The organism is Planotetraspora mira (genome assembly GCF_016863275.1).
GTDB lineage: Bacteria > Actinomycetota > Actinomycetes > Streptosporangiales > Streptosporangiaceae > Planotetraspora > Planotetraspora mira.
The window spans coordinates 117,886-143,669 of record NZ_BOOO01000040.1; the positions used below are offsets into that span (position 1 = coordinate 117,886).

The 25,784-nt window shown below is 68.3% G+C and carries 27 protein-coding genes; 16 read left to right on the forward strand and 11 right to left on the reverse strand.

What is annotated here, in order from left to right:
- Positions 1–92 precede the first annotated feature (92 nt).
- The 4 genes from Pmi06nite_RS34265 to Pmi06nite_RS34280 are packed head-to-tail and all read left to right on the forward strand — an operon-like array spanning position 93 to position 3,131.
- A complete protein-coding gene (locus Pmi06nite_RS34265; RefSeq protein ID WP_203957338.1) occupies positions 93–1,268 on the forward strand; it encodes a sensor histidine kinase in 1,176 nt (391 codons plus the stop codon).
- Entirely contained in the window at positions 1,265–1,927 is a 663-nt protein-coding gene (locus tag Pmi06nite_RS34270) for a response regulator (protein ID WP_203957339.1), read from the forward strand. Before Pmi06nite_RS34265 ends, Pmi06nite_RS34270 begins: the two co-directional genes overlap by 4 nt.
- Before the next feature lie 57 nt (positions 1,928–1,984).
- Positions 1,985–2,347 (forward strand): ATP-binding protein DrrA1-3 family domain-containing protein, encoded by a 363-nt coding sequence (locus Pmi06nite_RS34275; protein ID WP_203957340.1) that lies wholly within the window; start codon positions 1,985–1,987, stop codon positions 2,345–2,347.
- On the forward strand, positions 2,334–3,131 hold the full coding sequence (locus Pmi06nite_RS34280; RefSeq protein WP_203957341.1) for an ABC transporter permease: 798 nt from the start codon (positions 2,334–2,336) through the stop codon (positions 3,129–3,131). The genes Pmi06nite_RS34275 and Pmi06nite_RS34280 overlap by 14 nt, the downstream gene beginning before the upstream one ends.
- 206 nt (positions 3,132–3,337) lie before the next feature.
- Here the strand turns inward: Pmi06nite_RS34280 and Pmi06nite_RS34285 are convergent, their stop codons facing one another.
- A complete protein-coding gene (locus tag Pmi06nite_RS34285; protein ID WP_308442550.1) occupies positions 3,338–4,588 on the reverse strand; it encodes an MFS transporter in 1,251 nt (416 codons plus the stop codon).
- Positions 4,589–5,519: 931 nt separating this feature from the next.
- Between Pmi06nite_RS34285 and Pmi06nite_RS34290 the strand changes: the two genes are divergently transcribed.
- From Pmi06nite_RS34290 to Pmi06nite_RS34300, 3 genes are all read left to right on the forward strand, one after another.
- Positions 5,520–6,104: a hypothetical protein gene (locus Pmi06nite_RS34290; protein WP_203957343.1), complete on the forward strand. Its 585-nt coding sequence runs from the start codon at positions 5,520–5,522 to the stop codon at positions 6,102–6,104.
- Between the two features lie 4 nt (positions 6,105–6,108).
- Positions 6,109–7,125 carry a COG1361 family protein gene (locus Pmi06nite_RS34295; RefSeq protein ID WP_239114393.1) on the forward strand — a complete coding sequence of 339 codons (1,017 nt, stop codon included), beginning with the start codon at positions 6,109–6,111 and terminating at the stop codon, positions 7,123–7,125.
- Between the two features lie 223 nt (positions 7,126–7,348).
- The gene (locus Pmi06nite_RS34300) at positions 7,349–7,891 is read left to right on the forward strand and encodes a YrhB domain-containing protein (protein WP_203957344.1); all 543 of its coding nucleotides are present in this window, start codon (positions 7,349–7,351) and stop codon (positions 7,889–7,891) included.
- Positions 7,892–7,965: 74 nt separating this feature from the next.
- Here the strand turns inward: Pmi06nite_RS34300 and Pmi06nite_RS34305 are convergent, their stop codons facing one another.
- Together Pmi06nite_RS34305 and Pmi06nite_RS34310 are read right to left on the reverse strand one after the other, a co-directional pair.
- Positions 7,966–8,697, reverse strand: coding sequence for a hypothetical protein (locus Pmi06nite_RS34305; RefSeq protein ID WP_203957345.1), 732 nt, complete (start codon positions 8,695–8,697; stop codon positions 7,966–7,968).
- Between the two features lie 594 nt (positions 8,698–9,291).
- Positions 9,292–9,963, reverse strand: coding sequence for an NAD(P)-dependent oxidoreductase (locus tag Pmi06nite_RS34310; protein ID WP_203957346.1), 672 nt, complete (start codon positions 9,961–9,963; stop codon positions 9,292–9,294).
- A 93-nt stretch (positions 9,964–10,056) separates the two neighbouring features.
- On the opposite strand from Pmi06nite_RS34310, the gene Pmi06nite_RS34315 reads away from it, so the two are divergent.
- The gene (locus Pmi06nite_RS34315; protein WP_203957347.1) at positions 10,057–10,443 is read left to right on the forward strand and encodes a winged helix-turn-helix transcriptional regulator; all 387 of its coding nucleotides are present in this window, start codon (positions 10,057–10,059) and stop codon (positions 10,441–10,443) included.
- 109 nt (positions 10,444–10,552) lie between these two features.
- Here the strand turns inward: Pmi06nite_RS34315 and Pmi06nite_RS34320 are convergent, their stop codons facing one another.
- A complete protein-coding gene (locus Pmi06nite_RS34320) occupies positions 10,553–11,182 on the reverse strand; it encodes a TetR/AcrR family transcriptional regulator (RefSeq protein ID WP_203957348.1) in 630 nt (209 codons plus the stop codon).
- Between the two features lie 94 nt (positions 11,183–11,276).
- Here Pmi06nite_RS34320 and Pmi06nite_RS34325 point away from each other — a divergent pair, with 94 nt between their 5' ends.
- Positions 11,277–11,894, forward strand: coding sequence for an NAD(P)-dependent oxidoreductase (locus Pmi06nite_RS34325; protein WP_203957349.1), 618 nt, complete (start codon positions 11,277–11,279; stop codon positions 11,892–11,894).
- Entirely contained in the window at positions 11,891–12,826 is a 936-nt protein-coding gene (locus Pmi06nite_RS34330) for an SDR family NAD(P)-dependent oxidoreductase (RefSeq protein ID WP_203957350.1), read from the forward strand. Before Pmi06nite_RS34325 ends, Pmi06nite_RS34330 begins: the two co-directional genes overlap by 4 nt.
- A gap of 77 nt (positions 12,827–12,903) precedes the next feature.
- Here Pmi06nite_RS34330 and Pmi06nite_RS34335 read toward each other — a convergent pair whose 3' ends face one another.
- A complete protein-coding gene (locus tag Pmi06nite_RS34335; RefSeq protein WP_203957351.1) occupies positions 12,904–13,326 on the reverse strand; it encodes a hypothetical protein in 423 nt (140 codons plus the stop codon).
- 310 nt (positions 13,327–13,636) lie between these two features.
- On the opposite strand from Pmi06nite_RS34335, the gene Pmi06nite_RS34340 reads away from it, so the two are divergent.
- Complete coding sequence (locus Pmi06nite_RS34340; RefSeq protein ID WP_203957352.1) at positions 13,637–14,704, forward strand: hypothetical protein; 1,068 nt, start codon at positions 13,637–13,639, stop codon at positions 14,702–14,704.
- Between the two features lie 457 nt (positions 14,705–15,161).
- The gene (locus Pmi06nite_RS34345) at positions 15,162–16,580 is read left to right on the forward strand and encodes an MFS transporter (RefSeq protein WP_203957353.1); all 1,419 of its coding nucleotides are present in this window, start codon (positions 15,162–15,164) and stop codon (positions 16,578–16,580) included.
- Between the two features lie 90 nt (positions 16,581–16,670).
- On the opposite strand, the gene Pmi06nite_RS34350 is transcribed toward Pmi06nite_RS34345, so the two are convergent.
- Positions 16,671–17,231: a hypothetical protein gene (locus tag Pmi06nite_RS34350; RefSeq protein ID WP_203957354.1), complete on the reverse strand. Its 561-nt coding sequence runs from the start codon at positions 17,229–17,231 to the stop codon at positions 16,671–16,673.
- A gap of 129 nt (positions 17,232–17,360) precedes the next feature.
- Between Pmi06nite_RS34350 and Pmi06nite_RS34355 the strand changes: the two genes are divergently transcribed.
- Together Pmi06nite_RS34355 and Pmi06nite_RS34360 are read left to right on the forward strand one after the other, a co-directional pair.
- Positions 17,361–18,503: a sensor histidine kinase gene (locus Pmi06nite_RS34355; RefSeq protein ID WP_203957355.1), complete on the forward strand. Its 1,143-nt coding sequence runs from the start codon at positions 17,361–17,363 to the stop codon at positions 18,501–18,503.
- Positions 18,500–19,165: a response regulator gene (locus Pmi06nite_RS34360; RefSeq protein ID WP_203957356.1), complete on the forward strand. Its 666-nt coding sequence runs from the start codon at positions 18,500–18,502 to the stop codon at positions 19,163–19,165. The genes Pmi06nite_RS34355 and Pmi06nite_RS34360 overlap by 4 nt, the downstream gene beginning before the upstream one ends.
- Positions 19,166–19,801: 636 nt before the next feature.
- On the opposite strand, the gene Pmi06nite_RS34365 is transcribed toward Pmi06nite_RS34360, so the two are convergent.
- The gene (locus Pmi06nite_RS34365) at positions 19,802–20,527 is read right to left on the reverse strand and encodes an SDR family oxidoreductase (RefSeq protein WP_203957357.1); all 726 of its coding nucleotides are present in this window, start codon (positions 20,525–20,527) and stop codon (positions 19,802–19,804) included.
- A 134-nt stretch (positions 20,528–20,661) separates the two neighbouring features.
- Here Pmi06nite_RS34365 and Pmi06nite_RS34370 point away from each other — a divergent pair, with 134 nt between their 5' ends.
- On the forward strand, positions 20,662–21,126 hold the full coding sequence (locus Pmi06nite_RS34370; RefSeq protein ID WP_203957358.1) for a MerR family transcriptional regulator: 465 nt from the start codon (positions 20,662–20,664) through the stop codon (positions 21,124–21,126).
- Positions 21,127–21,303: 177 nt separating this feature from the next.
- On the opposite strand, the gene Pmi06nite_RS34375 is transcribed toward Pmi06nite_RS34370, so the two are convergent.
- Positions 21,304–22,392, reverse strand: a complete 1,089-nt coding sequence (locus Pmi06nite_RS34375; RefSeq protein ID WP_203957359.1) for a quinone oxidoreductase family protein — start codon at positions 22,390–22,392, stop codon at positions 21,304–21,306.
- A gap of 15 nt (positions 22,393–22,407) precedes the next feature.
- Entirely contained in the window at positions 22,408–22,962 is a 555-nt protein-coding gene (locus tag Pmi06nite_RS34380) for a DUF302 domain-containing protein (protein ID WP_203957360.1), read from the reverse strand.
- 347 nt (positions 22,963–23,309) lie between these two features.
- Here Pmi06nite_RS34380 and Pmi06nite_RS34385 point away from each other — a divergent pair, with 347 nt between their 5' ends.
- Positions 23,310–23,807 carry a winged helix-turn-helix transcriptional regulator gene (locus tag Pmi06nite_RS34385; RefSeq protein WP_203957361.1) on the forward strand — a complete coding sequence of 166 codons (498 nt, stop codon included), beginning with the start codon at positions 23,310–23,312 and terminating at the stop codon, positions 23,805–23,807.
- A gap of 374 nt (positions 23,808–24,181) precedes the next feature.
- On the opposite strand, the gene Pmi06nite_RS34390 is transcribed toward Pmi06nite_RS34385, so the two are convergent.
- A complete protein-coding gene (locus Pmi06nite_RS34390) occupies positions 24,182–24,580 on the reverse strand; it encodes a VOC family protein (protein ID WP_203957362.1) in 399 nt (132 codons plus the stop codon).
- Between the two features lie 161 nt (positions 24,581–24,741).
- A complete protein-coding gene (locus tag Pmi06nite_RS34395) occupies positions 24,742–25,689 on the reverse strand; it encodes a helix-turn-helix transcriptional regulator (protein ID WP_203957363.1) in 948 nt (315 codons plus the stop codon).
- Positions 25,690–25,784: the final 95 nt, after the last annotated feature.

Consider the following 25,784-nt stretch of genomic DNA (forward strand, 5'->3'; position numbering starts at 1 on the left):
GGTTAGTCTCGCCGCATGGCCACCACACGGAGGACCCCGTTGCCTGCACGCGCTTCGCATCGCGACCTCCCTCGTAAGAGGGGGCCCCGCCGATGACGAGATCGAAGGTCATGGCCTGGGTGGGGGGTGCGCTGTACTTCGTCATGGTGGCTCTGCTGGTGTGGGGTGCGCCGCGGGCTTCGGGCACGGTCCACGCCGTCGGGTCACTGCTGGCTGTGAGCCTGCTCGTCGGTGTGCTGCGACGGATGCCGCTCCTGGCTCTGGCCATGACGCTGCTCGGGGCCACCGCCGTGGTGGTGGGCCCTCCAAGCGCCGCTTATGCGAGCCTGTCGGTGTCGTACCAGGGCCAGTTTCTGTCGTATCTGGCGGTGGACCTCGTCCTGGGCTTCATTGTCGCCACCCGCACCCGGCGAGCTTCGATCGTCGTAGTGGGCGTGTCTCTCACCGTTCAAGCCTTGGTGATCGGCGGGTTCGCTCACGGAGACAACCTGATCGTCAACGGCGTGATCGCCCTCTTGGCGACGGCCGCGTCCTGCACGGTCGGTCTGCTCAGTCGCGAACGCCGCGAACACGCGGTGGCGCTGCGCTCGCAGGAGGTGGCCGAGGCCGTGACCGCCGAACGGCTGCGGATCGCGCGGGAACTGCACGACATGGTCGCGCACAGTATCGGCATCATCGCCATCCAGGCCGGGGTCGGCAGCCGGGTCATCCAGACGCAGCCTGCGGAGGCCCGCGAGGCACTGCGAGCCATCGAGACCACCAGCAGACAGACCCTGTCGGGCCTTCGGCGCACACTGGTGGCGCTCCGTCAGGCCGACCCGGGCACGGCGGCCTCGGGTCACGCACCTCTCGAACCCTCGCCCGGTCTGGCGGACATCGAACGCCTGGCCGCGGCGACCGCGGACGCGGGGGTACGCGTCGACGTGCGCCGCAGCGGGGAGCAGCGTCCTTTGCCGGCCGACATCGACCTGTCCGCCTACCGCATCGTCCAGGAGGCGCTGACCAACGTGATCCGCCACGCGGGGACCGGGCGTTGCCGGGTGGCCATCGACTACGGGAACGATGAACTGACCGTGGAGGTCGTCGACGACGGGCGCGGCGCCACCGAGAACGGCTCGTCCCACGGCTTCGGCATCGTCGGCATGCGGGAGCGGGTCGGCCTGCTGCACGGCCACCTCAGCGCCGGGCCGCGTCCCGAGGGCGGCTTCCGGGTGATGGCGAGGCTGCCGCTGCCCGAACCCGTCGAAGCTCCGGCGGAGGTTCGATGACCGTCCGGCTCGTACTCGCCGACGACCAGCCCTTGGTGCGATCCGGTCTACGCGTGCTCATCGCCGATCACCCCGACCTGGAGGTCGTCGGCGAGGCCGCCACCGGCGCCGAGGCGGTCCAACTGGTCAGGGACGTCGACCCCGACGTCGTGGTGATGGACATCCGGATGCCCGGCATGGACGGGATCGAGGCCACTCGCCGAATCACCGCGGGTCCGACAACGGCCCGCGTCCTCGTTCTGACCACCTTCGACGAGGACGACCACGTCTACGACGCTCTCCGGGCCGGCGCGAGCGGCTTCGTGGTCAAGGACATGGCGCTGGACGACATCCTCACGGCGATCCGCGTCGTCGCCGCCGGCGACGCGCTGATCGCGCCGGGCGTGACGCGCCGTCTGATCGCGGACTTCGTCGGGCGACCCACTACTGCTCCGGAGCGCTCCCCACGGCCGGTCGAAGGACTCACCGATCGGGAACGTGAAGTGCTGACCCTGGTCGGACGCGGCCGGTCGAACACCGAGATCGCGGAGGATCTCTTCATCACGGTGGCCACCGCCAAGTCGCACGTCTCACGGTTGTTCACCAAACTGGGCGCCCGGGACCGGGTTCAGCTGGTGATCACCGCCTACGAGATCGGGCTGGTCAAGCCGCCTCACTGAGCACGTCGCGGCTGTGAGCACCTCGGGACGCTGGCCCGGCGGGGCGCGGCGGTGCTGGTGTCCAGTCACCAGCTGGCCGAGGTGCAACAACTGGCAACCCATGCCGTCGTCATGAACCACGGCCGCCTGGTCACCTCGGGCCCGCTCGCCGACCTGCTCGGCGACACCGACACCTACCGCCTCCAGGCGGAGGACACCGCGGGGGCGGCCGACGTGCTGCGCCGGATACCGGGCGTCGAGTCGGTCACCGTGAGGGGCGCCGAGGTCATCGTCACCGCTCCGAACGTGCCCTCCCGTGATCTCGTGCGTGAACTGGTCACGGCGGGCATCGGCGTCACGGCGGTGCACCAGGCGAACCGATCCCTCGAAGAGGCGTTCCTCACCATGACCGAAGGAGACAGCCGGCATGCTGCGCGTTGAACTGACCACTCAACTCCTGCGCATCCGCACCCTAGTCGCGCTCGCCTGCCTGGCCGCCGTCCCCGTCTTCGCGGGGCTGGCGACCATGTCCTCTGCCGGGCATCGCTACAACAACCAGAGCGGCCTGTTCGGCCCGTCGCCGTACTCGGCGCTCAACCACGCGATGGCAAGCCTGCAGTTCATCGCGCCGCCACTGCTCCCCATCGTGGTGGCGTCGCTCGCGAGCGCGATCGGATCCGCCGACCGGGACTGGGGGACGTTGCGCTACCTGTACGTCACCCCGGTCAGCCGGGCACGGCTGCTGGCGGGGAAACTCGGCGCCGTCGCTGTCGTCACCGCCGCCGCCAACCTGTGCGTGCTGGTGGCCGGGCTGCTCATCGGCCTCGCGTTGTTCGGCTGGCATCCCTTTCACATCATCGGCGCGCCTGACCTGAACGCCGGCGACGCGACCGCCCGCGTCCTGGCCGCCAGCGGCTACACCCTGCTGTGCATGCTCAGCATCGCCGCGATCGCGTTCGCCCTTGGGCTACTTCTGCCACGGGGCGCCGAAGCCCTCGGGACCGCCGTCACTTTCGTGGTCGTGGCCGGCATCCTCAACGGCCAGCCCGCCCTGCACACCGTGGCGGTAATGCTGCCCGTGCACTACTGGCAGAGCTGGACACATCTGTTCGATCCCACCGCGACAGCCGCCCTCGGGACCGGAACCGTGTGCCAGATCGCCACCATCGTCCTGGCCACCGGCGTCGCCGTCCTCGTACTCCTGCGACGGGACCCGGCCGCGTGACACCGTTCTAGATCGACTGAGCTGCAACGCCGAGGCACGACCCATCCAGGTCGCTCCGCGAACAACGAAATCTCTGGAGCTTCCGCTTTTCGGCGCCATCCATTCGGAGCTCTTCGTGTTCACGCCATCAGGTCCTGCGCGTCATGGCACGAGCGGCGTCAATCCAGCGATGCGACAGGGGCGCTCGCGTTCCACGCAAGGCGACGTCATGCCGTTTCGCCCAGGGGTGTGGAGCGATAGCTGCGCCAGACGGTGATGTCGTATCCGATGGCAAGTGCCGCTCCCAAGAGCAGTGGCGCGCCTATTGCTGCGAGTGCACCGGTGAGCAGGGCCGTGGCGACGAGAGGGCTGACGGACACGGCAACGCTGCGGGCGATGCTGGTCATGCTCGCAGCGGCGGTCCGATCCTCAGGATCCACGACAGCGGCGGTGAAAGCTTGGCGGGCCGGAACGTCGATCTTCGAGAGGGCTTGACGGATGAGCAGCAATGCGACCGCACCGCCCAGAGACGGGGCGAACGGGATGCAGGCCAGGATCAGGTTGGAGGCGAAATGCGGCACAAGCATCGCCGCGAGCAGGCCTCTGCGTGCGGCCAACAGGGGTGCGGTGAGCTGAGCAAGCGCGGGTAGAAGGTTGGCGGCGAAGAACACCAGACCGAGTTGGGCGGTGGTGGCGCCGTAACGGTGGGCGAACCACCAGGCCAGCACGGTCTGTACGGCCAGTCCCCCGGCGAAGGCGTCGACCGCGAAAAGTCCCGCCAAGCGGCGGATGTTGGCGGGTACCCGCCAAGGCGCCCGGGCGGCCGGACGGCCGATCGTTCCGGTGTCGGGTGCGGGATACGCCCGCGCTTCGGCCTCGGGCGACAACCTGAAGAAGAGCGTGACGGTGCCCGCAGCCAGCACGGCATACAACGCGAAGGCCGCATCACCGGCGGACACCAGGTGCTGCAAACCCAATATGGCGGCGGCGAGCCCACCTAGGGCTCCGGCGACCAGCGCCGTCACGTTGTAAATGGTGAAGACCCTGGTGTGCTGGGACGGCTCGCACGATTGCGCCAGGATCGACTGCTCCACCCCCGAGAAAGGGGTGTTGTCGTTCGTCGACGGCGAGATCGTGCCGACGAACGCCGCAGCCGCCAGTGCGAGGAACGACTCGCTCAGGGCGAACACCACGCCCGCCGCCGCCATCAGACACCCGCAGGCGATAAGCGCCCGCCGCCGCCCCCACCGATCAGCGAACAACCCCAAAAGCAGACTGGAGGCGACCGAGCCAGCCGACGCGGCAGCCAGCAGCAGCCCTATCTGCCACGGGGCATCACCATCTTCCGCCAGCATCCCGGCCAGCAGCACACTGGTACACCCGTAGCCGAAGGTACGAACCGCCCTCGCCGCTACAACCAAGCGGACGTTCCGCGCCGATCTGCCCCAGAATATGTCCCTGACCTGCATGTTTGCCATGCCTCAGTTGAGCGGAGACAGGCCACCGAGGAATCAGACACGCCGACTTCTTTACGGACCATGTGTCCTGCCGATAGGCGCGGGGGCCGAGGCAAGGAATTTCTTGTCGCGCATCGTTCAAGAAGCGCTCGGCCGATCCGCGTTCAGGACTTGCCCGGCGGTCTGAACGGCGACCACCGGGCGGTCACGCCCTGCGACCTTGATTCGCACGCCGGGCACCGTATAGAAGGTGAGGCTCTGCTAGGAGGCAATGCGTACGGTGCCCACTACCGGCAACGTGATCTGAGACTGATGATCTCCGTGGTGTCGGCCACCTGCTTGGCGGCCCAATCTGTTCGATGTCCCAGCCATGGCGCTCATTGATTGCCCGTGGTAGGACGGCGATGGCACGGACAAACGTCAATTGGCCGCGATTGCACAGGAGGAAGACGCCGTCGAAGAGCAGTACGGCGTCTGCGGGGGCGGTCGTGGCCAGCGGGGACGATGGAGTGTCGGTGTCTCTGTCGTAGACCGTGTGCTGGAACCTTCGGTCTCCGCTTGGGCCCAGCGGATCGAGCAGGACCCGGCACAGCGCGGCGTGGTCGTGACGGATCTGATCGCCTCGGCCAGCCGGCTGATGAGCTCGCCGCGGGCGCCTTGGCCCATTGCTGCCTCTCTCACGGCGTCTCTACTTAGCACCGCACGTCAGGCTATTGTCCGAGTGGACGGCCCGCACGCGGTCGTCCTCGACCATGTGCTGCCGTTCGCTGCGAGGACGACACGGATCTCGCCGAACTCACCCGCCGTCTCCGACACGGGGCCGACCGTGTCGTCTTTGCACGTCAGTACGTTGATCAACACTTGACTTCAACACGTCAGGCGACATTTCCCCACGTGTTAACTTGACGGCGTCCTTGATCAAGTCGACGAAGTCAAGGGAAGCCAAGGGACGATGAACAGAATTCTCACAGCCGCTCTGGCGGGGATCTCAGGGGCGATCTGTGCGGGCGTGCTGACGGCGATGCCGGCCCACGCTGCCACGTGCGCGGAGAGCACCGCATGTAACACCACCACGACATTCGACGTGACCGCGGGTGCGCTCGAGATCACCGTGCCCGACACCGCCGTCCTCGCCACCGACGGATCGCCGGGCGGATTCGCCTACGGGCAACTGGGGGACGTCACCGTGGACGACGAGCGGGCGTCCGGCACGCCGACATGGACGACGACGGTGACCTCGACGGACTTCACCACGGGCGCCGCCGCCGCCGGTGAGACCGTGAGCAACGCCAGCGTGTACTACTGCTCGGGCGACGCGACCACCAGCGGAAACGGGACCTTCACCGCCGGCCAGACCGGTTGCGCTGTTCCGCCTCCCGCGACGGGCCAGACCCTGGACACGTCGCGTACGGCATACAGCCACACCGGCGGCACGGGCAACAACTCGGCCACGTGGAACCCGCTGATCACGGCAGCGATCGCCCTCAGCAATGTGGCGGGCACGTACACCGGCACGATCTCCCACACGGTGGCGTAGCCGGGTGTCACTACGCACCAGGCTGTTCGCCGCGATCGGGGCGCTGCTGGCGATTCATGTCGCCGGCGGCGCCCCGGCGTTCGCGTGGCCAACCGCCGCCCACGCCGGGGAAGCCGACGGCTCCCTCGGCATCCGGCTGCTCGAAGCCTCGTCCAATCGGAGCGACGATCCGCGGGCCCGGCTCTACATCGTCGACCACATCAACCCGGGAACCACGATCTCGCGGCGCTTCGAGATCACCAACACCTCCAGCACGGCCCAGCACATCGCGATCTTTCCCGGCGCGGCCGAGATCCGCGGCAACGCGTTCGTGCCCTCCGCGGACCGCGACGCCAACGAGCTGAGCTCGTGGGTGGCCGTCGACCGGCCCCAGGTGGTGGCCCCACCGCACAGCCGCATCCCCTTGACGGCGACGATCAGCATCCCGAAGTCCGCCAGCCGCGGAGAGCGGTACGGCGGCATCTGGGCCCAGGTGCGGTCCGCTCCCGCCGGCCCGGCCTCCGGCTCGACCATCCGGGTGGTCAACGGAGTGGGCATCAGGATCTACCTGGATGTCGGTCCCGGCGGCGATCCCCCGTCGGACTTCCGCATCGAGAGCCTGCTGCCCGGCCGTACCGAGGACGGCCTGCCGACCGTGCGGGCGACGGTTCACAACACCGGTGAACGCGCACTCGACCTCAGCGGGCGGATGTGGCTGTCCGAGGGGCCCAACGGGCTGCAGGCCGGACCGTTCGCCGCCCAGGTCGGCACGACGCTGGCGCCGGGTTCCAGTGCCCCCGTCTCCGTCATGCTGCGCCAGCCGTTGCCCGACGGCCCCTGGAAGGTGGCGCTCACGCTGGAGAGCGGCCGAGTCCATCGCACGGTCACGGGCACCCTGACGTTCCCGGTGCGAGCGGCGAGTTGGGGCCTTCCGGCGCTCCTGAATTCGGCGCCGCCGTGGATGCTCGCCGCCGGCGGGGCGCTCACCGCCGTGGTCATCCTGATCGTCGCCGTGCGCCGCCTGCGACGCATCCTCGTCTGATAGCGGAGACGCCCCTGATACCGGAGGAGGTGCCTGGCTTTTTGCAGCTCAACGGCCTTCAGATAGCTACGCACGACGTGCGGTGACATGCGCGTTGTCCGGCTACGCGCATGACGTGTGGTCCCCGGGTGGTTCCCAGTTCTCAATACGTGGCGCTCTCGTTGCGGTGCCGGCCTCCGAAACCGGTGCGCGGCTGATCCGAGTTGCGGTGAATGATGAGGGCGTGGTCACCAAGGTGCGCGCTGTCGAACTGGTCGAAGATCTGCTGCTGTGTAAGCGGCGAGAGTCGCCATGGATGCCCGAACTAGCTGTCCTCGACGTGGAGGAACATGCTCTCGGTTGGCTGGTCTTCTTGCAGTCGGTGGAGTACATCCGCACCCGTGAACAGAAGAAGATGCTGGTAGGCCAGGGCCCTTACCTGGTGGACCGGCGGGACGAGAGCATCCACCACATCCCCGTCACCACGTACGCCACTGGAGACTGGGCGGAGCTGTACCTCCGACAGGTCAAGGGCATCCGACCACCTGATCCGCTGGTCGCGGCTGTCCGAGAACACCTGCACTCCGCGGGGACCATGGCCGCGATACGTCATCTACGCAAGCAGGCCCCGGGGTTTGGACCACAGGAGGCAAAGACCTACGTCGTGGCCGTACGGGACGGTGGCGAGCCCCCGGAGGAACTCGTGACCCTCACCCAGAAGCCGGAGAAGTGCCCGCCGCTGTCCATCGAGACGCTGACTGGACCGAATCGGCAGTGTTCGAGCTGAAGGGATGGCCCCAGGTGAGGGGGTCCTAATGCGTCCACCTTGGTGCCAGCCGTTCGACACGGCCAACTAGACGGCTAATGCGGCATGGATTTCGCGAGGTCGCTGACTTGCCGAAGCTGGCTCGCGGTAAGGCGTCGCACGTCCCAGATCAGTTCGGCCACGCCGGTAACATCTGGCTTCGGAACCAAGGCTGCGTCAGGCAGCGCGACGCCGGTCAACGCCGCCAAGTCATCGGCGGGGACATCGAGCACAGCGGAGAAATCGGCCAGGAGTTCGGGGGTCAACTGCTTACGGCCGTTCTGCACCCAGCCGTAGGTGGCAGCAGACCAGTATCGCCCCGTGACCGCCAGGAACGTCTTGGCTGTGGCTGTCCAGCCGAGATTTCGGTTCCGGACCATGCGCATGAGCAGGGCCCCAGGACCCGATTGGTACTGCTCGTGCGTCGGCGGTTCGAAAGGCTGCGCCCGCTTCTCCTGCGGCAGGGATGCCACGAACTGACGCAGCACGGTCCTCTTCTCCAGCGGCAGGCGGACCGCGTCTAGGAGGAAGTAGGGGACGCTTCGTCCAGCCGTGATATCCACTGGGGCAAGATCCTCGGGTACGCCAGCACCAGCGATGGCAAAGAGGTCTGCCGCGTGTAGACCGAGCACGGGCGCGAGCGGCCGAAGCAGGGATGGGCTCGGTGCTTCACCTTGGAACACTGCCAGCAGTTCGGACGCGGGGATGGAGGACACGGCAACGAGGTCAAGGTTTCTGCGATCCGCCAATCGCTCCAACACCACGCCGAAGCCTTCTTCCCCTACCATCCGGCCAGCCTAGTTCGGCGATCACATCCGCGTCAGCAGCTGAACATGCGTCAACAGCCGCCTCCAGCGGTAGTTCGTGAACTGCCACGGTGGGTGCTGCTGACTAGCGCCAAAGCTCCAACAATGCCTCCGACCTGTGGGTTCGACATCTCGGCGCTTCTCGCCATGTGCCCTGAATGTGCCCGCGGGCCGGCGGCCTGTGAGTGCGTCACCGCAGGCATCGGCAATACGCTGACGACAGTGAGGTCGCCATGGGGCCCGGCGCGACGTCCGCAGGGGCTGACGACTCGGCGGCGGGCAGGGATGGGAACGCCACCAGTGAGGGAGCCACCGTGGCCGTAGAGGACACCCGACCCTTGAGTGAGACCCGCTCGGCGTGATCCACACCATCATTGCCGCAGGCGCCTACCAGTGCGAGCGCGATCAGGCCTGCATGGTGACGCCTGCGCGTGAAAACACGTGTTGATCATCTTGTGGCGCCGGATACGGCGTCAAGGTCCAGGAATTCGCATATGGAGCCGGTACAGCATCGCGATCGGAGCATCTTGCTGAAGAGGTGATGTTCGGCCAGCCGGAAACGTGCTCGTTGTCGGCTCAGTTGAAGACGGAGACGCGGGTGCGGTGGTGCCGTGGCGTGTCGATTTCGTCGATCACCGCCGCCGCGAGGTCCGCATAGGACAGATGCGCGGATGCCGACTGCGGCACGATCTCTCCCCCGATCCGGTAGCAGCCAGTCCTGGGACCTGTCGATTCCAGCAGCGCAGGCGGAGTCAGCATGAGCCAGTCGATCATTGTGTCCTCTGCCCCCCGGAGCCTGTCCAGGCCGGCCGTGTGCGCAACGGCGAACGGCCGGATTTCAGCCGGGAAGACCGAGGGATCGTCCATCACCAGACGCCCGTGGGCGTCGTTGAGATTCGCGAACAGCCCGATTACAACGAGCCTGGGCACGCGCACTTCTGCCAGACCGTGAAGCAGGGCGTCGGCTGCCTTGACGAAGAACTGAGGGTCGAGGCCGGCGAAGCCCTGCTCCGGGCCAGAGAACGGGCTCACCGCGTGAACCGCGGCATCATGGCCGAGCGCGATCGAGGAGATTGCCTCGACGTCCGTGACGTCGCCCCGCACCACGCGGACGCCATTTGCCTCGATGTCGCCGTACTTGTCCGGATCCCGGACCACGGCCGTGACGCGGTGTCCGCGCTCACCCGCCTCAGCGGTAACCGCTCGTCCCGCCCGGCCGCCCGCTCCAAAGATGACGATGCTGCTCATGTCACTCCAATCTGGCCACGTATATCGCTGCCAGAAAGGACCGTATCCACGAGATACTGATTACCTCAAAGATACTGGGATAGCTTCGCGTCCATGGCTGAGCCCTTGGACCCACAGATGTTCGACCCGGTGTGCCCGTCCAGCTCCATGCCGATACGGATCGGCGACAAGTGGACCGCGATGGTCGTGCTCTGTCTCGAAGGTGGCCGGCGGCGGTTCAATGAGTTCCGCGAGCCACTGCGCGGCATAACACCGAAAGTGCTCACCCAGACCCTGCGGGCGATGGAGCGCGACGGTCTGGTCACACGCACCGCATACGACGAGAACCCACCCCGGGTCGAGTACGAGTTGACAGCACTGGGGCGCAGCTTGCTGACCCTTATCGCGGCCGCACGTGCCTGGAGCAAGGACCATCTCCCCGCGCTACTCGAAGCCCGCACCGCACACGACTCCTCACCGGGCCCATCGCTGCTGAGATAGACGGCGCCGACGAGGACCGGCCCGCCGCGCTGGAAGGCGTCCGGTATCCGCGAGTGGTGAGCCTGCTCGACGATGCGGCAGACGATTCGGCAGACGATTCGGAGGGCCTCTACGGCCTCGGGCTCTCATGGTGACGGGAGGATCGTTCTGGTTGATCGGGTCCCCGAATGGAGCGGACGGCCCACCTCCCCAAACCGTCGATGAGTTGATCGATGAAGTGATCGGAGACGGATCCGGCCTGTATGGCGACGCGATAGATGATCGGCCCGACCAGTATCGCCGAGAAATCGATCGGATCGACGGAAATGTCAATCTCCCGGTTTGCGGCGGCCAACGCCAGCGCCGCCTCAAGCCTTTCGTTGAGTATTTCGAGGCAGGCGTCACGCTGCGTCGCGACATTCGGATCCCAGAGCGCACCTTGCATCAGGGTGAGCGTGACCGCGGCGATGTGGGGGACGGCCATCGCGTCGGCGAGCTCGCGAAGCTGAGAGTGCAGCCAGGGGTGGATCGGCGCTTCCGGTTCCTGGAAGTACGGCATGTCTACGTCGGTCATGAGGTCGAGAAGCAGCTGCTCAGGGCGCGGCCAGTGCCGGTACACCGTGGCGCGGCCGACGCCGGCCTGCTCAGCGACACGTTGATGAGTGAGGGCGCCGGGGCCTTCGTCGAGCAACAACGAGCTGGCGGCGGCCAGGATCGCGTCTCGGCTACGCACGGCACGGGGATCGGTCAAGCTGCTCACATCCGCATTCTATGAGACGATTTGACTCAAAGACGAGCCGATGCCACTCTCGCTGCGAGACAAATTGTCTCACAGGACGGAGTTGGGGATCGTCGTGAAAATAGTCGTTTTCGGAGCCACCGGCGGCACCGGGCGGGAGACCGTCACACTGGGCCTCGCCGCAGGGCATCACGTCACCGCGGTGGCGCGCCGCCCGGAGGCCCTGCAGGCCCGGCCCGGTCTGCAGATCGCCGTCGTGCCGGACCTGACCAACACCGAGATGGTCGATGACGTGATCGGCGGCCGCGATGTGGTGATCAGCGCGCTGGGCACCAACGCCAGAGGACCGGTGAGCGTCTGCACCGACGGCGTCCGCTCGATCCTCGGTTCGATGACGCGGACCGGGGTGCGACGACTGATCGTGGTGAGCGCCCACGGTGCCGCCGAGAGCAACGACGGTTCCCTCTATGCGCGCATGTTGTGGGCGATGCTGGGCCACAAGATGCGCGACAAGGACGAGATGGAAAAACTCATCCGTGCCTCCACCGTCGACTGGACGATCGTGCGCCCGCCCGCACTCAGGAACAAGCCCCACACCGGCGTCTACCGCACGAGCACAGACCTGAAGATCCGGCTCACCTCGGCGATCTCCCGCGCCGACCTGGCCGACTTCCTGCTCCGCGAGGCCACCACACCGGCCTACCTCCACCAGGCCCCACGGATCGCCGCATGACCGCCCTGTCTCCACACGTCGATCTGACCGGCAAGGTCAGCCTGGTCACCGGTGCCACCGGCGGCATGGGTACGGTCATCACGACCCGACTCGCCCGGCTGGGCAGCACCGTGGTGATCGCGGTCAGAAACCCCGACAGCGGCGAACAGCTCAGGCGGCGGGTCGCCGCAGAAGTCGGCGCCGACCGCGTCGAGGTGCTGACCGCCGACCTCGCCTCCCAGGACGACCTGCACCGGCTCGCCGACCGCTTCACCGCCCGGCACGGGGCCCTGCACCTGCTCATCAACAACGTCGGCGCCCACTACCGGCAGCGGACACTCAACGCCGACGGCGTGGAGATGCACATCGCCATCAACTATCTGGCCGGCTTCACGCTGACCGACCTGTTGCTCGGCCCGTTGCAGGCAGGAACTCCTTCGCGCGTGGTCAACGTCGCGTCGATGGCCTTGGAAGACACCCGAGTGGTCAAACTCCGCCGCCGCCCGCGTCCGGTCCGCATCGACCCGGCCCAACTCGACGATCTCAGACACACCAATCCGGCAGCGGGCTGGACGCCGCTCGACGCCTACGCCAGAGGCAAGATGCTCACCTTGATGAGCGGCTACCTTCTCGCCGAACGACTGCGCGACACCGGAGTCACGGTCAACGCCGTGCACCCGGGGCTCGTCAACACAGGCATCCTCGACGACATCGCGCACCCGCTCATGAAGCCGATCCTTCCGCTGACCAGGCGTCTCCTCCTTCCCCCTGAAGAAGGCGCTCAAGCCACCCTCAATGCGGCCATCGCCCCGGAACTGGCCGAGACCACAGGGCGCTACTTCCACGTCAGGACCGAAATCCGCTCCCCGGCCGCGTCCTACGACGTCGAACTCCAGCAGCGAATATGGGAGATGACCGCCGCTCACATCGCTCGCGGCGGCGTCCCGAAATAGCCTTCCCCCGCACCGCCCACTACTCCGGTTCCGACGGGTCCTTTGGGCTGTGACGCTCGACCACCAATCTCAGTCCGCTATCCGGGCACAACGGTGTGTGGCCCGGCTCCAACCGGGACGGTCGTTAGGACGCCGGCACGGTGCAGCCCGTCCCGCGCTGCGGAGATCGCTTCTGGGGTGGTCGCGAAGACGCGCCCGGCCTCGTCGAGCCGTGCGATCACACCGAGAGCGCGTAGTGGCTGGTGGTGGCCGTCGCGGATCCCGGAGACATAGACAGTGATCCCGCGGTGCTCCAGTCGCCGGATCGCATCGCCGGGTACGTCGGGCCGGATCGGTACTGCGTCGAGGCGAACATTGCGAGCGACGGCTCGCAGGAACAGCGCGCCCTGGTCGAGCCACTCTCGGGTGGGGAACAACGCGGCGGGCGCGTACGGCCCCAAGGGCCGCATGCGCAAGGCCGCCAGGCCGCCGAACGCGCGCAGGCTGCAAGTAAGCAGCACTGCGCAGATGTGCAAGCTGTCAGCTTGGGAATCGATTAGTGATCTACCCTCTCTGAGCTGGGAAACCGAGGGTGCAGCTCAGGCGTGGTCGAGTCCCCGCGACTTCGTGAGTCGAAGCGGTAGGAACCCTTTCTCGTGCCCGTCGGTACTACCTGGTGAGTCATTTCACTGGGCAGGAAGGCCAAGCGTGGACGATCAGGAGGTACTCGACAGCGGAAACGGGACACGCGTCGCGCGCTGGGTGGTTGTGGCAGCAGGCGTGTTCGTAGTGCTGCTGGCAGCAGTGACGGCCTGGCCTAGGACTGCCGGGATGCGGCTCGCGGACAGTCCGACGGCGTCGGCGGCCACGCTCACACCATCCGTGCCGGCATCGGCGGTGACAACCGCGACGGCGGTGGCTCCGGGGATCTGGATAGGCGTTGAGAGGGCCGACGAAGACCGGCTGCCCCGGCTGGAGACGGTCCTGCCTGACAAACTCTCGCTGAACGGCGCCACTCCGCTATCCGCCGCGCCGATCGCGCGGGCACTGGCGTTGTTCCAACGAGGCGGCGAGGGTGACCCCGGCCCAGTGCTCGCCCTGGGGGGCGACGGCGGATTACGCGAACTGGACAACATTGGGTTGACCAGGGTGACCGACCGGCATGGGAACGAGCAATCTGCCTTGGACGACACCGCGCTGAGCCCGGACGGACGTATGGCGGCCTTTCCACAGCGGGATGAGGTCGTGGTCGTCGACCTGACTGACGCCACCTCCCGCCGCTGGCGGGTGCCCGGCTTCAACGAGATCGTCTCCTGGCGTCCGGACGGCGTCACGCTCGTGGTCGAGCAGGAGGAGGCGGTGTACCTGGTGGACAGCGACACCGGGCGGGTCAGGCATCCGCCGTACCCCGGGTTCGGGACGGTGGCGGGCGGCGAGCCGGGGACGGACCTCTATCGACTGCACAACCCCTCATCGCAGGTGGCTGAACTGACACGCTGGGACACCTCTGGGACTCTGCTGAGCCGCATGCGCCCTCGACTCGCCGTGGGCACGGGCGATTGGTGGGGGACGGGCTGGCTGCGCGGCGGGCGTATCGCCGGGGACGTCTTCGGCGCTGGAGGCCCGCGCCCCTATGCCGACGTCATCGAGGCCGAAGTGATTGTGGTGCTGGACGCCGAGACAGGGCAGCTCGCCGCAGGACTTGTGTTGCCGGGGATGGATCGGTGGACGGGGTGCTGTCAGGTGATGGGCTGGTACGACGAGGACACGGTGCTCTTCGCCAGTCGGGGCCGGCCCTCCCGGCTGCTGGCCTGGCGGGTGTCCCGCGGCGAGCTGCTGCGGGTCGCCGACCTGCCTGACAACGCCATGGTCGCGCTAGGAGACCTCAGTCGCGGCTGAGAAGCCGCTCGCTTGGGCGCGGCGGTATCAGATGCGGTACGGGCGGAGCCTCGGCGGCGACAGATCGGCAGATGCATCGGCATCGGCCTGCTTACTCTCGTTGGAGCCAAGCTGGTCCAATGAGAGGCGTAGCCGGCGAGCTGCTTCGTCGTGATGTCCTGCGGTCGGCGCGCTGAATTCCGCGAAGCCATCCAGCCGGGCCCGTCCAAAGAAGTCCAGCCGGCGCGGATCGTCCCCGCTACCCGTTAACCCTGCTCCGCAGCGGATCCGTGCCCATCCGCGGCCGAGTCGCGGTGGAGGGGCCATGCCGGCAAATACTTAAGCAGTCACTTGACTATCAGCTCGCGAAAAGCGCATAGTTAAGTACATGCCTAACCATTCGGAGCGGCGGCAGGGCACCGGCGACTGGCTCGACGCGCTCGGCGCCGACCTGCGGCGCGGATGAAGAGAGGCCATCATGACAAGGACCCCCTGGCAGATGCTCACTCTGCTGGGCACGGCGTTCTTCATGACCATCCTGGACGGCACCAGCCTGCTGTCGGCCCTGCCCTCCATCGAGCGTGACCTGGAGTTTCACGGCCCCGCGATTCAGTGGACGGTGACGGCCTACGCATTGGCCTTCAGCGGCTTGCTGTTGCTGTCCGGCAGAGTCGCCGACTTGCTGGGACGCCGCAAGGTGTTCCTGGCCGGGATGGTGCTGCGGGTGCTGTCATCGCTGCTCTGCGGGCTGGCGCCCTCTCCTGAGATGCTGGTGGCCGCCCGCGCCCTGCAGGGCGTCTCGGCGGCGATCATCGCTCCCGCCGCGCTGTCCATCGTGATGAACGCCTTCGCCGAGGGCCCGGAGCGCAACAAGGCGCTTGCTGTCTGGGGCGGGCTCGGGGGGTTCGGGGCGACCGCGGGGCTGCTGCTCGGCGGGCTCATCACCGACACGCTCGGCTGGCAGTGGGTCTTCTGGGTCAACGTCCCCGTCGGGGCGACGGTCCTGCTGCTGGCGCCGGTACTGCTTCACGAGAGCCGTACACACACACGAGGGTTCGACCTCGCGGGCGCGCTGACGATCACCCCGGCACTCGTCCTGCTGGTGTACGTCATCGTCCGGGTGCCGAGTGACGGCTGGGACGGCAGGCTGTTGACTGTCGCAGCAGCGCTCGTCGCGTTGTTCGTGATGATCGAACGGCGTTCCGCGGCTCCGCTGCTGCCATTCCGCCTGCTGGGTTCGCGGGTGCTGGTCGGCGGGAACCTTTTACTACTGATCGCAGGGATGGCGGTCGACGGCATGCTGATCACCCTGACCTCGCACGTGCAGCAGGTGCTGGGCTGGTCTGCGGTGCAGTTCGGTCTGGCGGCCGCGACGATGACCGTGGCGTCGGTGGCGGGCGCGCTGTTCAGCCAGCGAGTGGTGACCAGGCTTGGCATACGACTGGTGGCCACCTCGGGAACCGTGCTGCTGGGCGCGGCCTGCCTGCTGCTCACCCGGATCTCGGCCGACGGCTCGCTCGGCCTCCTGCTCATGGCGCTGCTGGTGTTCGGCGCCGGGATGGGCACAGCGGCCGTGTGCGCGCAGATCGCCGCGCTGACCGGCGTCGCCGAGCGCGACTCGGGCCTGGCCGCCGGGCTGGCCGACACCTCCTTCGCCATCGGCACCGCGCTTGGCGTCGCCATCTGCTCCAGCGCCGCCGCCGCGAGCGCGTCCGCGATCGGCGGGCCCGTAACGCTCGCCCTCGTCTCCGGACACCGCACCGCGTTCGCCACCACCGCCGTCATCGCCGCGACAGGCACGGTCCTCGCCCTGGCCCTACTGGGCAAGCGCGCGAACCGTTCGGATTCCAGAGGTCCCAAGCCCTGCGGCACCGGCCGCGCGCACCTTCGACGGTGAGCGACTGACCTTCGCGGAGATCAGCGCTGGTCTCCAGCAGGCGGGATCGATCGCAGTACCTTCCGCAAAGCCCTCGTACCTGATCCTCCGTCAGCCTGTGGCGGCGAGGCGGCGGTCCGCCGTACCCGCGACGAACATGCGGCCCACCACCAGCCAGTAGACGCCGGCGACCAGACTGCCGCCGAGTTGGCTGAGGATTATCTCGAAGAACCACAGCAGCGGCAGGATCGCGGCGACGAGCCGGGGCACGTGGCCCGTCCGCCACAGCGATACCGCCATCACGATCCCCCCGGCGAGCATGGCCAGGTTCGCGGGAATGGCGACGAAGACGAACCACGGGTAGTCCTCGCCGTGCAGGTTGGACGATGTGGCGCCGAACGCCAGCAGGACGTGGCCGACGGAGATGGTTGCGGCCCCGGCGAGGGCGGCCCTGCCCCCGTGGCGGGCCAGCGCGATCAGTCCGGGGACGAGCAGGATCAGCGAGACCGCGAACAGCCCGAGGGAGAGATGCTCCAGACCGAGCACCAAGAAGGTGGTGTCGTAGGGCAGCACGGCCTGCCACACGCCGAGGCCGGCCATGATCAGGCCGCCGGCCATCGCCGACCAGCCCGCTGCGGTGCGCCCGCGGGGCGCTGTTTCATTTGAGATCACGCTGTAACGGTAGGAAGCAGGCAGATCGCGGCGCGTCCGCCGGAAGGCGCGACCTCCTACCGCGGATGGCTGACCCGGCTACCGCCACGGACTGATGCCCGGCCGCCCGCGGCGAAGTACGGTCTAGCCGTGGACCCCCTAGCCCGGCTCGCACGCGTGCCGCGCCCGTCCAGGTCGGACCTCGCGCTCGCCGGGCTGCTGGCGGTCTGGGCCGTGGCCGAGGCGCTGGTGGCGCGCCCGGACCCGCTGTATGCCGGAATCACGTTCGCATTAGTGGTGACTCTGCCGCTGATGTTCAGACGGCACGCGCCGGTGATTGTGCTGGGGGTTACGGTGGCCGCGCTGCTGGTCTGGGCGGCCGTCACCACCGGGCCGCCGGCGACCGTCGCGCCCTTCCCCACGATCCTGGTGTCCACATTCTCGGCCGCGCTGCACATCCGGTCCCTGCCGGTGGCGGCCCTGGCGTGGCCCTTGGCGGTCGGCGGTATGACCGGGGCGACGGCACTGCGGTTCTACGGCCCCTGGCCTGACGTGGGATCCCTCCTGATCCTGCTCTTCTTCGTCACCGGCGCGTGGACGGCGGGCAGGCTGCTGCGCCGCCGTGACATCCAGCTGCGCGCATCCGAGGAGCGTACGCGCGAGCAGGCCAGGGAGGCGGTGGCGGCCGAGCGGCTGCGGATCGCACGCGAACTGCACGACGTCGTCGCCCACTCGCTGTCGATCATCGCGGTGAACGCCGGGGCGGCGCGGGAGCTGAGCGGGCTCGACCCGGAACGGGCCCGCGACCACATGGACGCCGTGGCCGGTACGGCACGCGAGGCTCTGGCGGAGATGCGCCACGTGCTGGAGGCCCTGCGCGACGACGGCGACGACCGGCTCGCCCCGCAGCCCACCCTGGACAGGCTGCCCGAACTGGTCGAGCAGGCGAGGGCAGGCGGGCTGCCGGTACGACTGGTCGAGCAGGGAGAGCGCCTCGCGTTGCCCGCCGGGCTGGAACTGGCCGCATTCAGGATCGTCCAGGAAGCGCTTACCAACGTCCTGCGGCACGCGGGCGCGGCCGACACCGAGGTCAGGGTCGTCTACGGAGGCGCCGAACTCGGGCTGGAGGTCGTCAACGGGCCCGGCGCCGCCCAGGCCCCTGCGGCCGGTGGCGGCCACGGCCTGCTCGGGATGCGTGAGCGGGCCCGCCTGTACGGCGGAGCCCTGCACGCGGGTCCCGTCCCCGACGGCGGCTACGCCGTACGCATCCGACTCCCCGTGGAGCCCACGTGATCCGTGTACTGATCGCCGACGACCACGCCCTGGCCCTGTCGGGACTGTCGGCCATGCTCGGCGTCCAGCCCGACATCGAGGTGGCCGGGACCGCCTCCGACGGCGTCGAGGCGGTGGCGCAGGCCAGGCGGCTGCGCCCCGATCTGGTGCTGATGGACATCCGGATGCCCAGGCTCGACGGCATCGAGGCCACCAGGCGGATCCGTGACACGCCGGGCGGCGGCCCCGCCGTACTGGTGCTCACCACCTTCGACCTCGACGAGTACGTCTACGACGCGCTGCGCGCGGGGGCGGGCGGTTTCCTGCTGAAGGACGCGCCGCCGGGACAGCTCGCCGAGGCGGTCAGGACCGTCGCCGCCGGGCAGGCGCTGCTCGCCCCGGCGGTCACACGGCGGCTGATTGAGCGCTTCCTGAGCGTCCCACCCGGCGGCGGCACTGCCCTGGAGCGCCTCACCGACCGCGAATGCGAGGTCCTCGCGCACGTCGGGCGCGGCCGGTCCAACGCGGAGATCGCCGCGGCTCTCCACCTGTCCGAGGCCACCGTGAAGACGCACCTGTCCAGGGTGCTGGCCAAGGCCGGACTACGCGACCGCGTGGCCGCCGTGGTCTTCGCCTACGAGCAGGGCCTGGTGCGGGCGGGCGAGGCCGCGCCCGGCGGATGAACGCGCTTCAGCGGAACCGCTCGAAGACGCACCCGCATCGCCTCGAGTACCAGCGCCACAGGGGCGCAGCGATCGAAGGCGGTCCGCACAACATCGCCTGGACGCACACGCCTGCATCAACTCGATCAACGCTTCCCGCAATGGGTCCGGCATCGGCGGGTTCGCCATCCGCGCCGCCGCCAGGGACGCCTCGGCCGCATACGCTCCCTGCGCCAACCCGAGCCGCTCCGCCGCCGCACGGAAGTCCGCGTAATCCTGCTCAGTCAGGACGAACTTCACCACGTACGACCTCGCCACGGCCTGCCGCTCCCGCCGCCGCTGCCTTACCTTCCTGCCCCTTGCTTCCACTTCCCCATCGGACATGCCTCGACCGCTCCCCCGACGACCGCGCCCGGTCCCTGTTGATCAGGACCCACCTCGGCGCTACCGGCGGAAGTGGGAGGTTCTGATCAACTATGTCCCCCTCTGAATCCCGCCGGATTCAGAGGTAATGGGACATTACGCTCCCGCCGTCTTCCCACGTGCGGTACATCCCCCCGCCGGCGTCGTCGTCGTCGAGCTCGCTCGTCGGCTGCCGCGGGCACCCGGAGGCGGTCTCATGTTCGACTCCACGAGAGGAAGCTCCGACCGAGCTGTTCAACTCGCACCGAGCAACTCGGTGATCTGTGCGTAGAACGCGGCGGGGTCGCCGACGAGCGACGCCTTCACCATTGCGGTCCAGTCATCGACGATCACCTCGATCGAGCCGGCGGCCAGTCCGTCGAGCGAGCGGCGCGGCACCTCGCGGGGATCGATCTTGGGCCCGTCGTATCCGGCCATGATGTCCGTGTCGGCGGCGCCGAGGAGGACGCCTTGGACGAGCGTGCCCTGAGCCGCGAGCTCGAGACGGACGCCGTTCGTCATGTTCCACTCCGCAGCCTTGGCAGCGGAGTACGAGCCGGTGCCCGGGCCGGCGAACCACGACAGCGCCGACAGCACGTTCACGATTGCACCTCCGCCGTTGGCCGCGAGGACGGGGCTGAACTCACGGATCACGTCGAGCGTGCCCCAGAAGTGCGTGTCCATCTCGCGCTGTACCTCGTCCAGGTCACCCGTGACGAGGGCGGCACCGGTCGCGATGCCGGCGTTGTTGACGAGGAGGGTCACATCCCGCGCGGTCGCCGCTGCCGCGATGACGGACTCGTGGTCGACAATGTCGAGTCGCAGCGGCACCACCCGGGTGTCGTCGAAGTCGAGGCTCTCGGGGCGGCGAGCCGTCGCGTAGACCTTGCTCGCCCCGCGCTCGAGCAGTTCGAGCACGAACTGACGGCCGATACCGCGGTTGGCTCCGGTGACGAGGGCGATCTGGTCGGTGACGTTCATGGGTTCCTTGCTTCCTGCGTAGGTCTCTCGGGTTCGGCGAGCCGCATCCGGCCCGGCATCGGCTAACCTAAAACCTCACATTGACGTCAAGGGCAAGTCGAGAACCGCGAAGCCGGAATCAGAAGAGGGCACAGATGCGGATAGGCGAGATCGCACACCATGCGGGGGTCAGCACCAGAGCTCTCCGGTACTACGAAGAGCAGGGTCTGCTCACCCCGGAACGCACCCCCAGCGGCCAGCGAACCTACCCCGAGTCAGCCGTCGAACGCGTCCGGCTGATCCAGCAGTTCTTCACCGCCGGCCTGCCCAGCCGGACCATCCTGCAGCTGCTGCCCTGCGTCGATACCGGGCACGCCTCCCCCAAGGCCTTCGAGCTGCTGGCATCGGAGCGCAACCGCATCACCGCCGCCATGGCCGACCTTGCTGCCGCACGCGACGCCCTCGACCGCATGATCGACATCGCGAACCATCCAACTCCCGAACACTGCCCTGCCCTCCGTGAGCCCGCCTGGGCGCCGTACAACCCTGCCGACGCAACGCGGACTGCACCTCACCCAACTGCGGCTCGCGATGCGTCAGCCACGCTCATCACCATGTGACCGTGGCACAGCGGAGACCAGGCCCGCCTTGCACGGCCCTCTCCCCCGTCGAGATAGGCCAAACGGACCCCGTGATCTCGGCGAACTTCTATCTCGGCGTGGGACGGGTGTTCATCCTCGGCCTCCCTCGGGACGGGAAGTCGACCCTGCGCTGTAGGGCTCGTGAGCGCTCGCCCCTCACGTCCCCGCGGCCAGATCGCGATCCACGATCACCGCGATCTTGCCCAGCGCTCCGCCGCCCTCCTTCAGCGAAAGCAGTCCGGTGCTGATCGCCTCGACGGTGCTGTCGACGGTCTGGCTGACGTGCGGGACCACGAGCCCCTTCGTCGCCCACTCCATCGCCAGGTCCATCCCGCGCTGGAGGAAGCCGCGCGCCTCGCCGTCGAGCATGGCGGGTTCGGAGAAGTAGCGCAGCAGGTTGACGTTGACATGCCTGGCTCCGCGCTCGGCCAGGATGGCGTCCACCGGGCTGTGCGTCTCGGCCAGGCGGGTCGTCCTGCCGGGGCCGACACCGAGCACGATCCAGCTGCCACCCCGCCGGACGGTCTTCGCGGTCTCGGCGAAGCTCTGCTCGTTGTAGGTGGCGTCGAAGACCAGGTCGACTCCCCGGCCGTGCGTCAACTCCGCGATCTCGACCGCGACGTCGTCACGCTTGTAGTCGAAGACGAAGTGCGCGCCGGACTGCCGGGCCAGCGCGATCGACTGCGGCCTGCCACCGCTGCTGATCACCGTCCCGGCGTCCAGGGCACGTGCCGCCATCTGCACGGCCAGATGACCGACACCGCCCCCGCCGCCCGGTACGTAGACCGTGGCACCGGCTTGGACGGCCCCGTAGAGACCCGCGAAAGCCGAGAGGAAGCACATGGGAAGCGCCGCCGCGTCACGGAAACTCACGGACGACGGCTTGTGGACGGTGAGGAACCGCGGTGCGACGGCGTATGAGCCGCCGTCGCCACCCGTCGCGGCCCAGCCCCCGTCACCGTTCAGGCCGGCCATGGCGGCCACCTCGTCACCGACGGCCACGCCCTCCACGTCACGGCCCACGCCGGCCACCACGCCGGCGAGGTCGAAACCGAGCACGACGGGAGGCGTCCGTCCCATGAAGTTGAGGTCGGCCAGCTTGTACTCCAGCGGGTTGAGCGACGAAGCGGCGACGCGGATCAGCACCTCGTCGGCCGTCGGCCGCGGGACGGGAACGCGTACCGCCTCAAGTGGCAGCCCGGCGCGGTCCCTCGTGTAACCGACACCGAGAAACGTCTGCTTCATGTCCGCCACCCACCTCTACCTCGTACGGGCGTCCGCCGGGACGAGCCGTTCCGGCACGGGCACGCCGAGGTAGTCGAGGAGGGCGGCGACCTTCCGGTCGAGTTCGACGCCGACGGCCGCTATCTCGGGATCGCCGAAGGAGGCGAACTGCGCGCTCGGCTGGTCGAAGGCGAAGCGCGTCACCCCACGGGCGTCCTCGTAGATCGTGGTGCGCAGAGGCGCGTAGAGCAGAACACCGGGATCGTGGTGGAACATCCGCTGGGCGATGGTGTGGTTGCCCATCAGGTACTGCACGCTGTGCCACCGGTCACCGGAGCCTTGCATGATCGCCGTGTTGTCCAGGCTCCAGAAGATCATGAAGCCGTGAGGCGCGTTTTCCCCTGCGGCTCGCAGAACGGCGTCCCAGTCGGAACCGGAATGACGCAGGCGTTCGTACTCCGCCATGTCGAGCGGCGGCACCGCCCGCTCGTAGCTCTCCCGGAAGGCCGCGAATGGCATGCCTGTGTCCACGGTCAGCCGGTGGACCTCGCGCGCGACGTCCTGGACAGGGTGGGCCTTGATAGCCGTCATGGTGATTCCCCCTTCACCAGTGCGGCCGGTCCGGCATCCCGCTCCGTGGGCGGGACCGGGACATGGGCGTCGCCGTACTGTAGGGCGCCGTTCTCGGCGTCTGCCGCAGGACGGTTCCGCGTTCCGCGACCAGCCTGACTTTCAAAACGAAAGCTATTTCTACCTGCGACGTTACGTCTTCGGTTTGTCAGGTGCAAGCCAGGCTGTGTGGGAGCGGCGGTGGCGCGGCGAGTGGCGCGACGCCGCATGCCAGGTCGAAGCGCCATGGCGCGAAGGCCGCCCCCTTCCGGCCTCCTGGGCTAGACTTGCTTAATGCAAGCCAGTGTTGGGCTCGAGAGGAGGCTGATGTGAGGACAGCGCCACAGGTGTCCGTTCCCTGCCCGATCGGCCGCGCCGCCGGCCTGCTGGGCGAGCGGTGGACGCTGCTCATCCTGCGTAACGCCAACCTGGGCACCACCCGCTTCGACGCCTTTCGCGCGGAGCTCGGCATCGCCGAGAACATCCTGTCCAACAGGCTCGCCCGCCTGGTCGAGGCCGGCGTGCTCATGCGGGTGCCGTACCACGACGGGGGGCGCACCCGGCAGGAGTACCGGCTCACGACCGCGGGGGCCGAGGTGCTGCCGGTGCTGCACGCTCTGGCCGTCTGGGGCGAGGAGCACACCAAGCCGGCCGAGCCGACCGGCTCGATGCAGGTGATCCACCAGCGGTGCGGCCAGGTCACGACCCCGGGCAGGGTGTGTGACGGCTGCGGCGAGCTCGTCCGGCGCGAGGAGGAGGCGTGGGTACGCCCCTGGCTCTCCCCCGACCCGATCATCCTGGCCAGCCCGGTCACCACCGGCACCTGACTTCCGGGTGCCCGCCGGACCAGCGGGCGGCTCCATGTCATGGACGTGTCAAGGGCCGCCGTGCTGAACGCGCACGTGATCGCCACCGTGCTGCGGGCGCGCCCCAAAGGTGCACCTTCGCGTTGTTCGCCGTGGAAGGACCTGCAACGTCCAGCACCTTCCGCTTTCCCCACCGACGGCCCCCGAAGCCCACAAGAAGGGGCCGGCAGTGGCAGCGGCAGCAGGGTTCGCGACTACGGTCAGCGTGGCGTTCAGGGTAGCCATGAACGACGTTTGGTGACGTGCGGGTCGTTCGGCTACATGCACGACGTGTCGTCCCCGGATGGTCCCCAATCCCCTGTACGTCTCGGCCTGTAGGCGGAGTTTCGACGATCTCATTCAGAGCTGACGGTCTCCCCGCCCCATTCCTCGGGGGCAACGTCGGCCAGCGTCTCCGAGAACGTCCACTGATGACCCGCAGTGTCTTGGGCCGTGTACTGCCTCTCGCCGTACTCGAAATCCGTCGGCTCCATGAGGATGACCGCACCGTGCGCCCGTGCTCGTTCGCAGTGGGCCCGCGCGTTCTCCACGCGTACGGTCACCGAATGGGTGACCTCGCCGGAACGGGGAGGACGCCGATCATGTCGGACATCGCCGACGATGACGGCACCGTCGCCGAACCGGAGTTGAGCGCGATGGTTCTCGCCGATCCGCACTCGCTCGACGAACCCGAAGGCCCCGGACAGCCAGGCCACCGCCTCGCGTACGTCAGGATAGATCAGGACCGGTATCACCGTTGCCGCTGGAATAGAGCGGTTGGCCTTCATGGCCACCCATTGAACCATCGCCGCGCCCGGTCGAGTCACGGCTTTCCGGGACACAGCAGCCCGGCCGGTTGTCTTAGGAAGCGGCTACTGATCTGCCCTCCTCTGAGCTGGGAAACAGGGGCTGCTGCTCAGCGCCGGTCGAGTCCCCGTGACTTCCCGTCAGTCCCCGCTGATCGCTGTGCCTGGTTGGTCGTGGACGGATGCGCGGCAGGCTCGGGTGCGGTCATGTCCAGCAGGAGCATCGCGTCGTGGTCGGGCGTGCCAGGTTCGGTGACGTAGACGCCGAGGCGCTGGCCGGGGGTGCCCTCCAGGTGCATGGACTGGGTGTTGAGCGTGATGAGGCCCACGTGCGGATGGTGGAAGGTCTTGTGACTGTGCTTGCGGCCGGTCACGTCATAGCGCTCCCACAGCTTGGCGAAGTCGGCGCTCTTCAGCAGCAGTTCGCCGACCAGGCTGGTCAGGTCGGGTGCATCGGGCGCGGTGCCGGCGGCGGCGCGAAGGCGGGAGACGCAGGCGCGTACTTGGTTGTCCCAGTCGGGGAACAACCTGTGGGCGGTGGGGTGGAGGAACAGGTAGCGAGCGAGGTTGCGCTGCTTGGTGGGCCAGTCGTCCAAACCCGCGTACAGCGCCAGTCCGCCGTGGTTCCAGGCCAGGAGGTCCATGCTGCGGCTGATGATGTAGGCGGGACTGGGGCGCATCGTCTCCAGAAGCAGCTTCAGGTGGGGGCGCACGGTGCGGCTGGGGGCGGGAGGCGGCTCGGGTGCGTAGTGGGCGGCACGGGCTGCCAGCTCCCGCAGATGGTGGTGCTCCTGGTCGTCGAGGTGCAGGGCCCGGGCGAGGGCGTCGAGGATGGAGGGGCTGGGGCGGGTTTCCTTGCCTCGCTCGAGACGTATGTAGTAGTCGATGCTGATCCCGGACAGGGTGGCCAACTCTTCCCGTCGCAGGCCCGGGGTGCGGCGCAAGCCGGTGCCCACGGTGAGGCCGACCTGTTCCGGGCTGGTCTGGGTGCGGCGGGCGCGCAGGAAGCGGCCCAACTCCATGCCACCGCCGCCGCTGGTGCCGGGCTCGTGTGCCATTTGTTCAGTGTCGCATCGCGCTGACCTGCCCGGGCCCCGCCGTGGGGGGCCCTGTCATTACCCCGAACGGCCCGGCCTGCCGTCTGCGCCGAAAG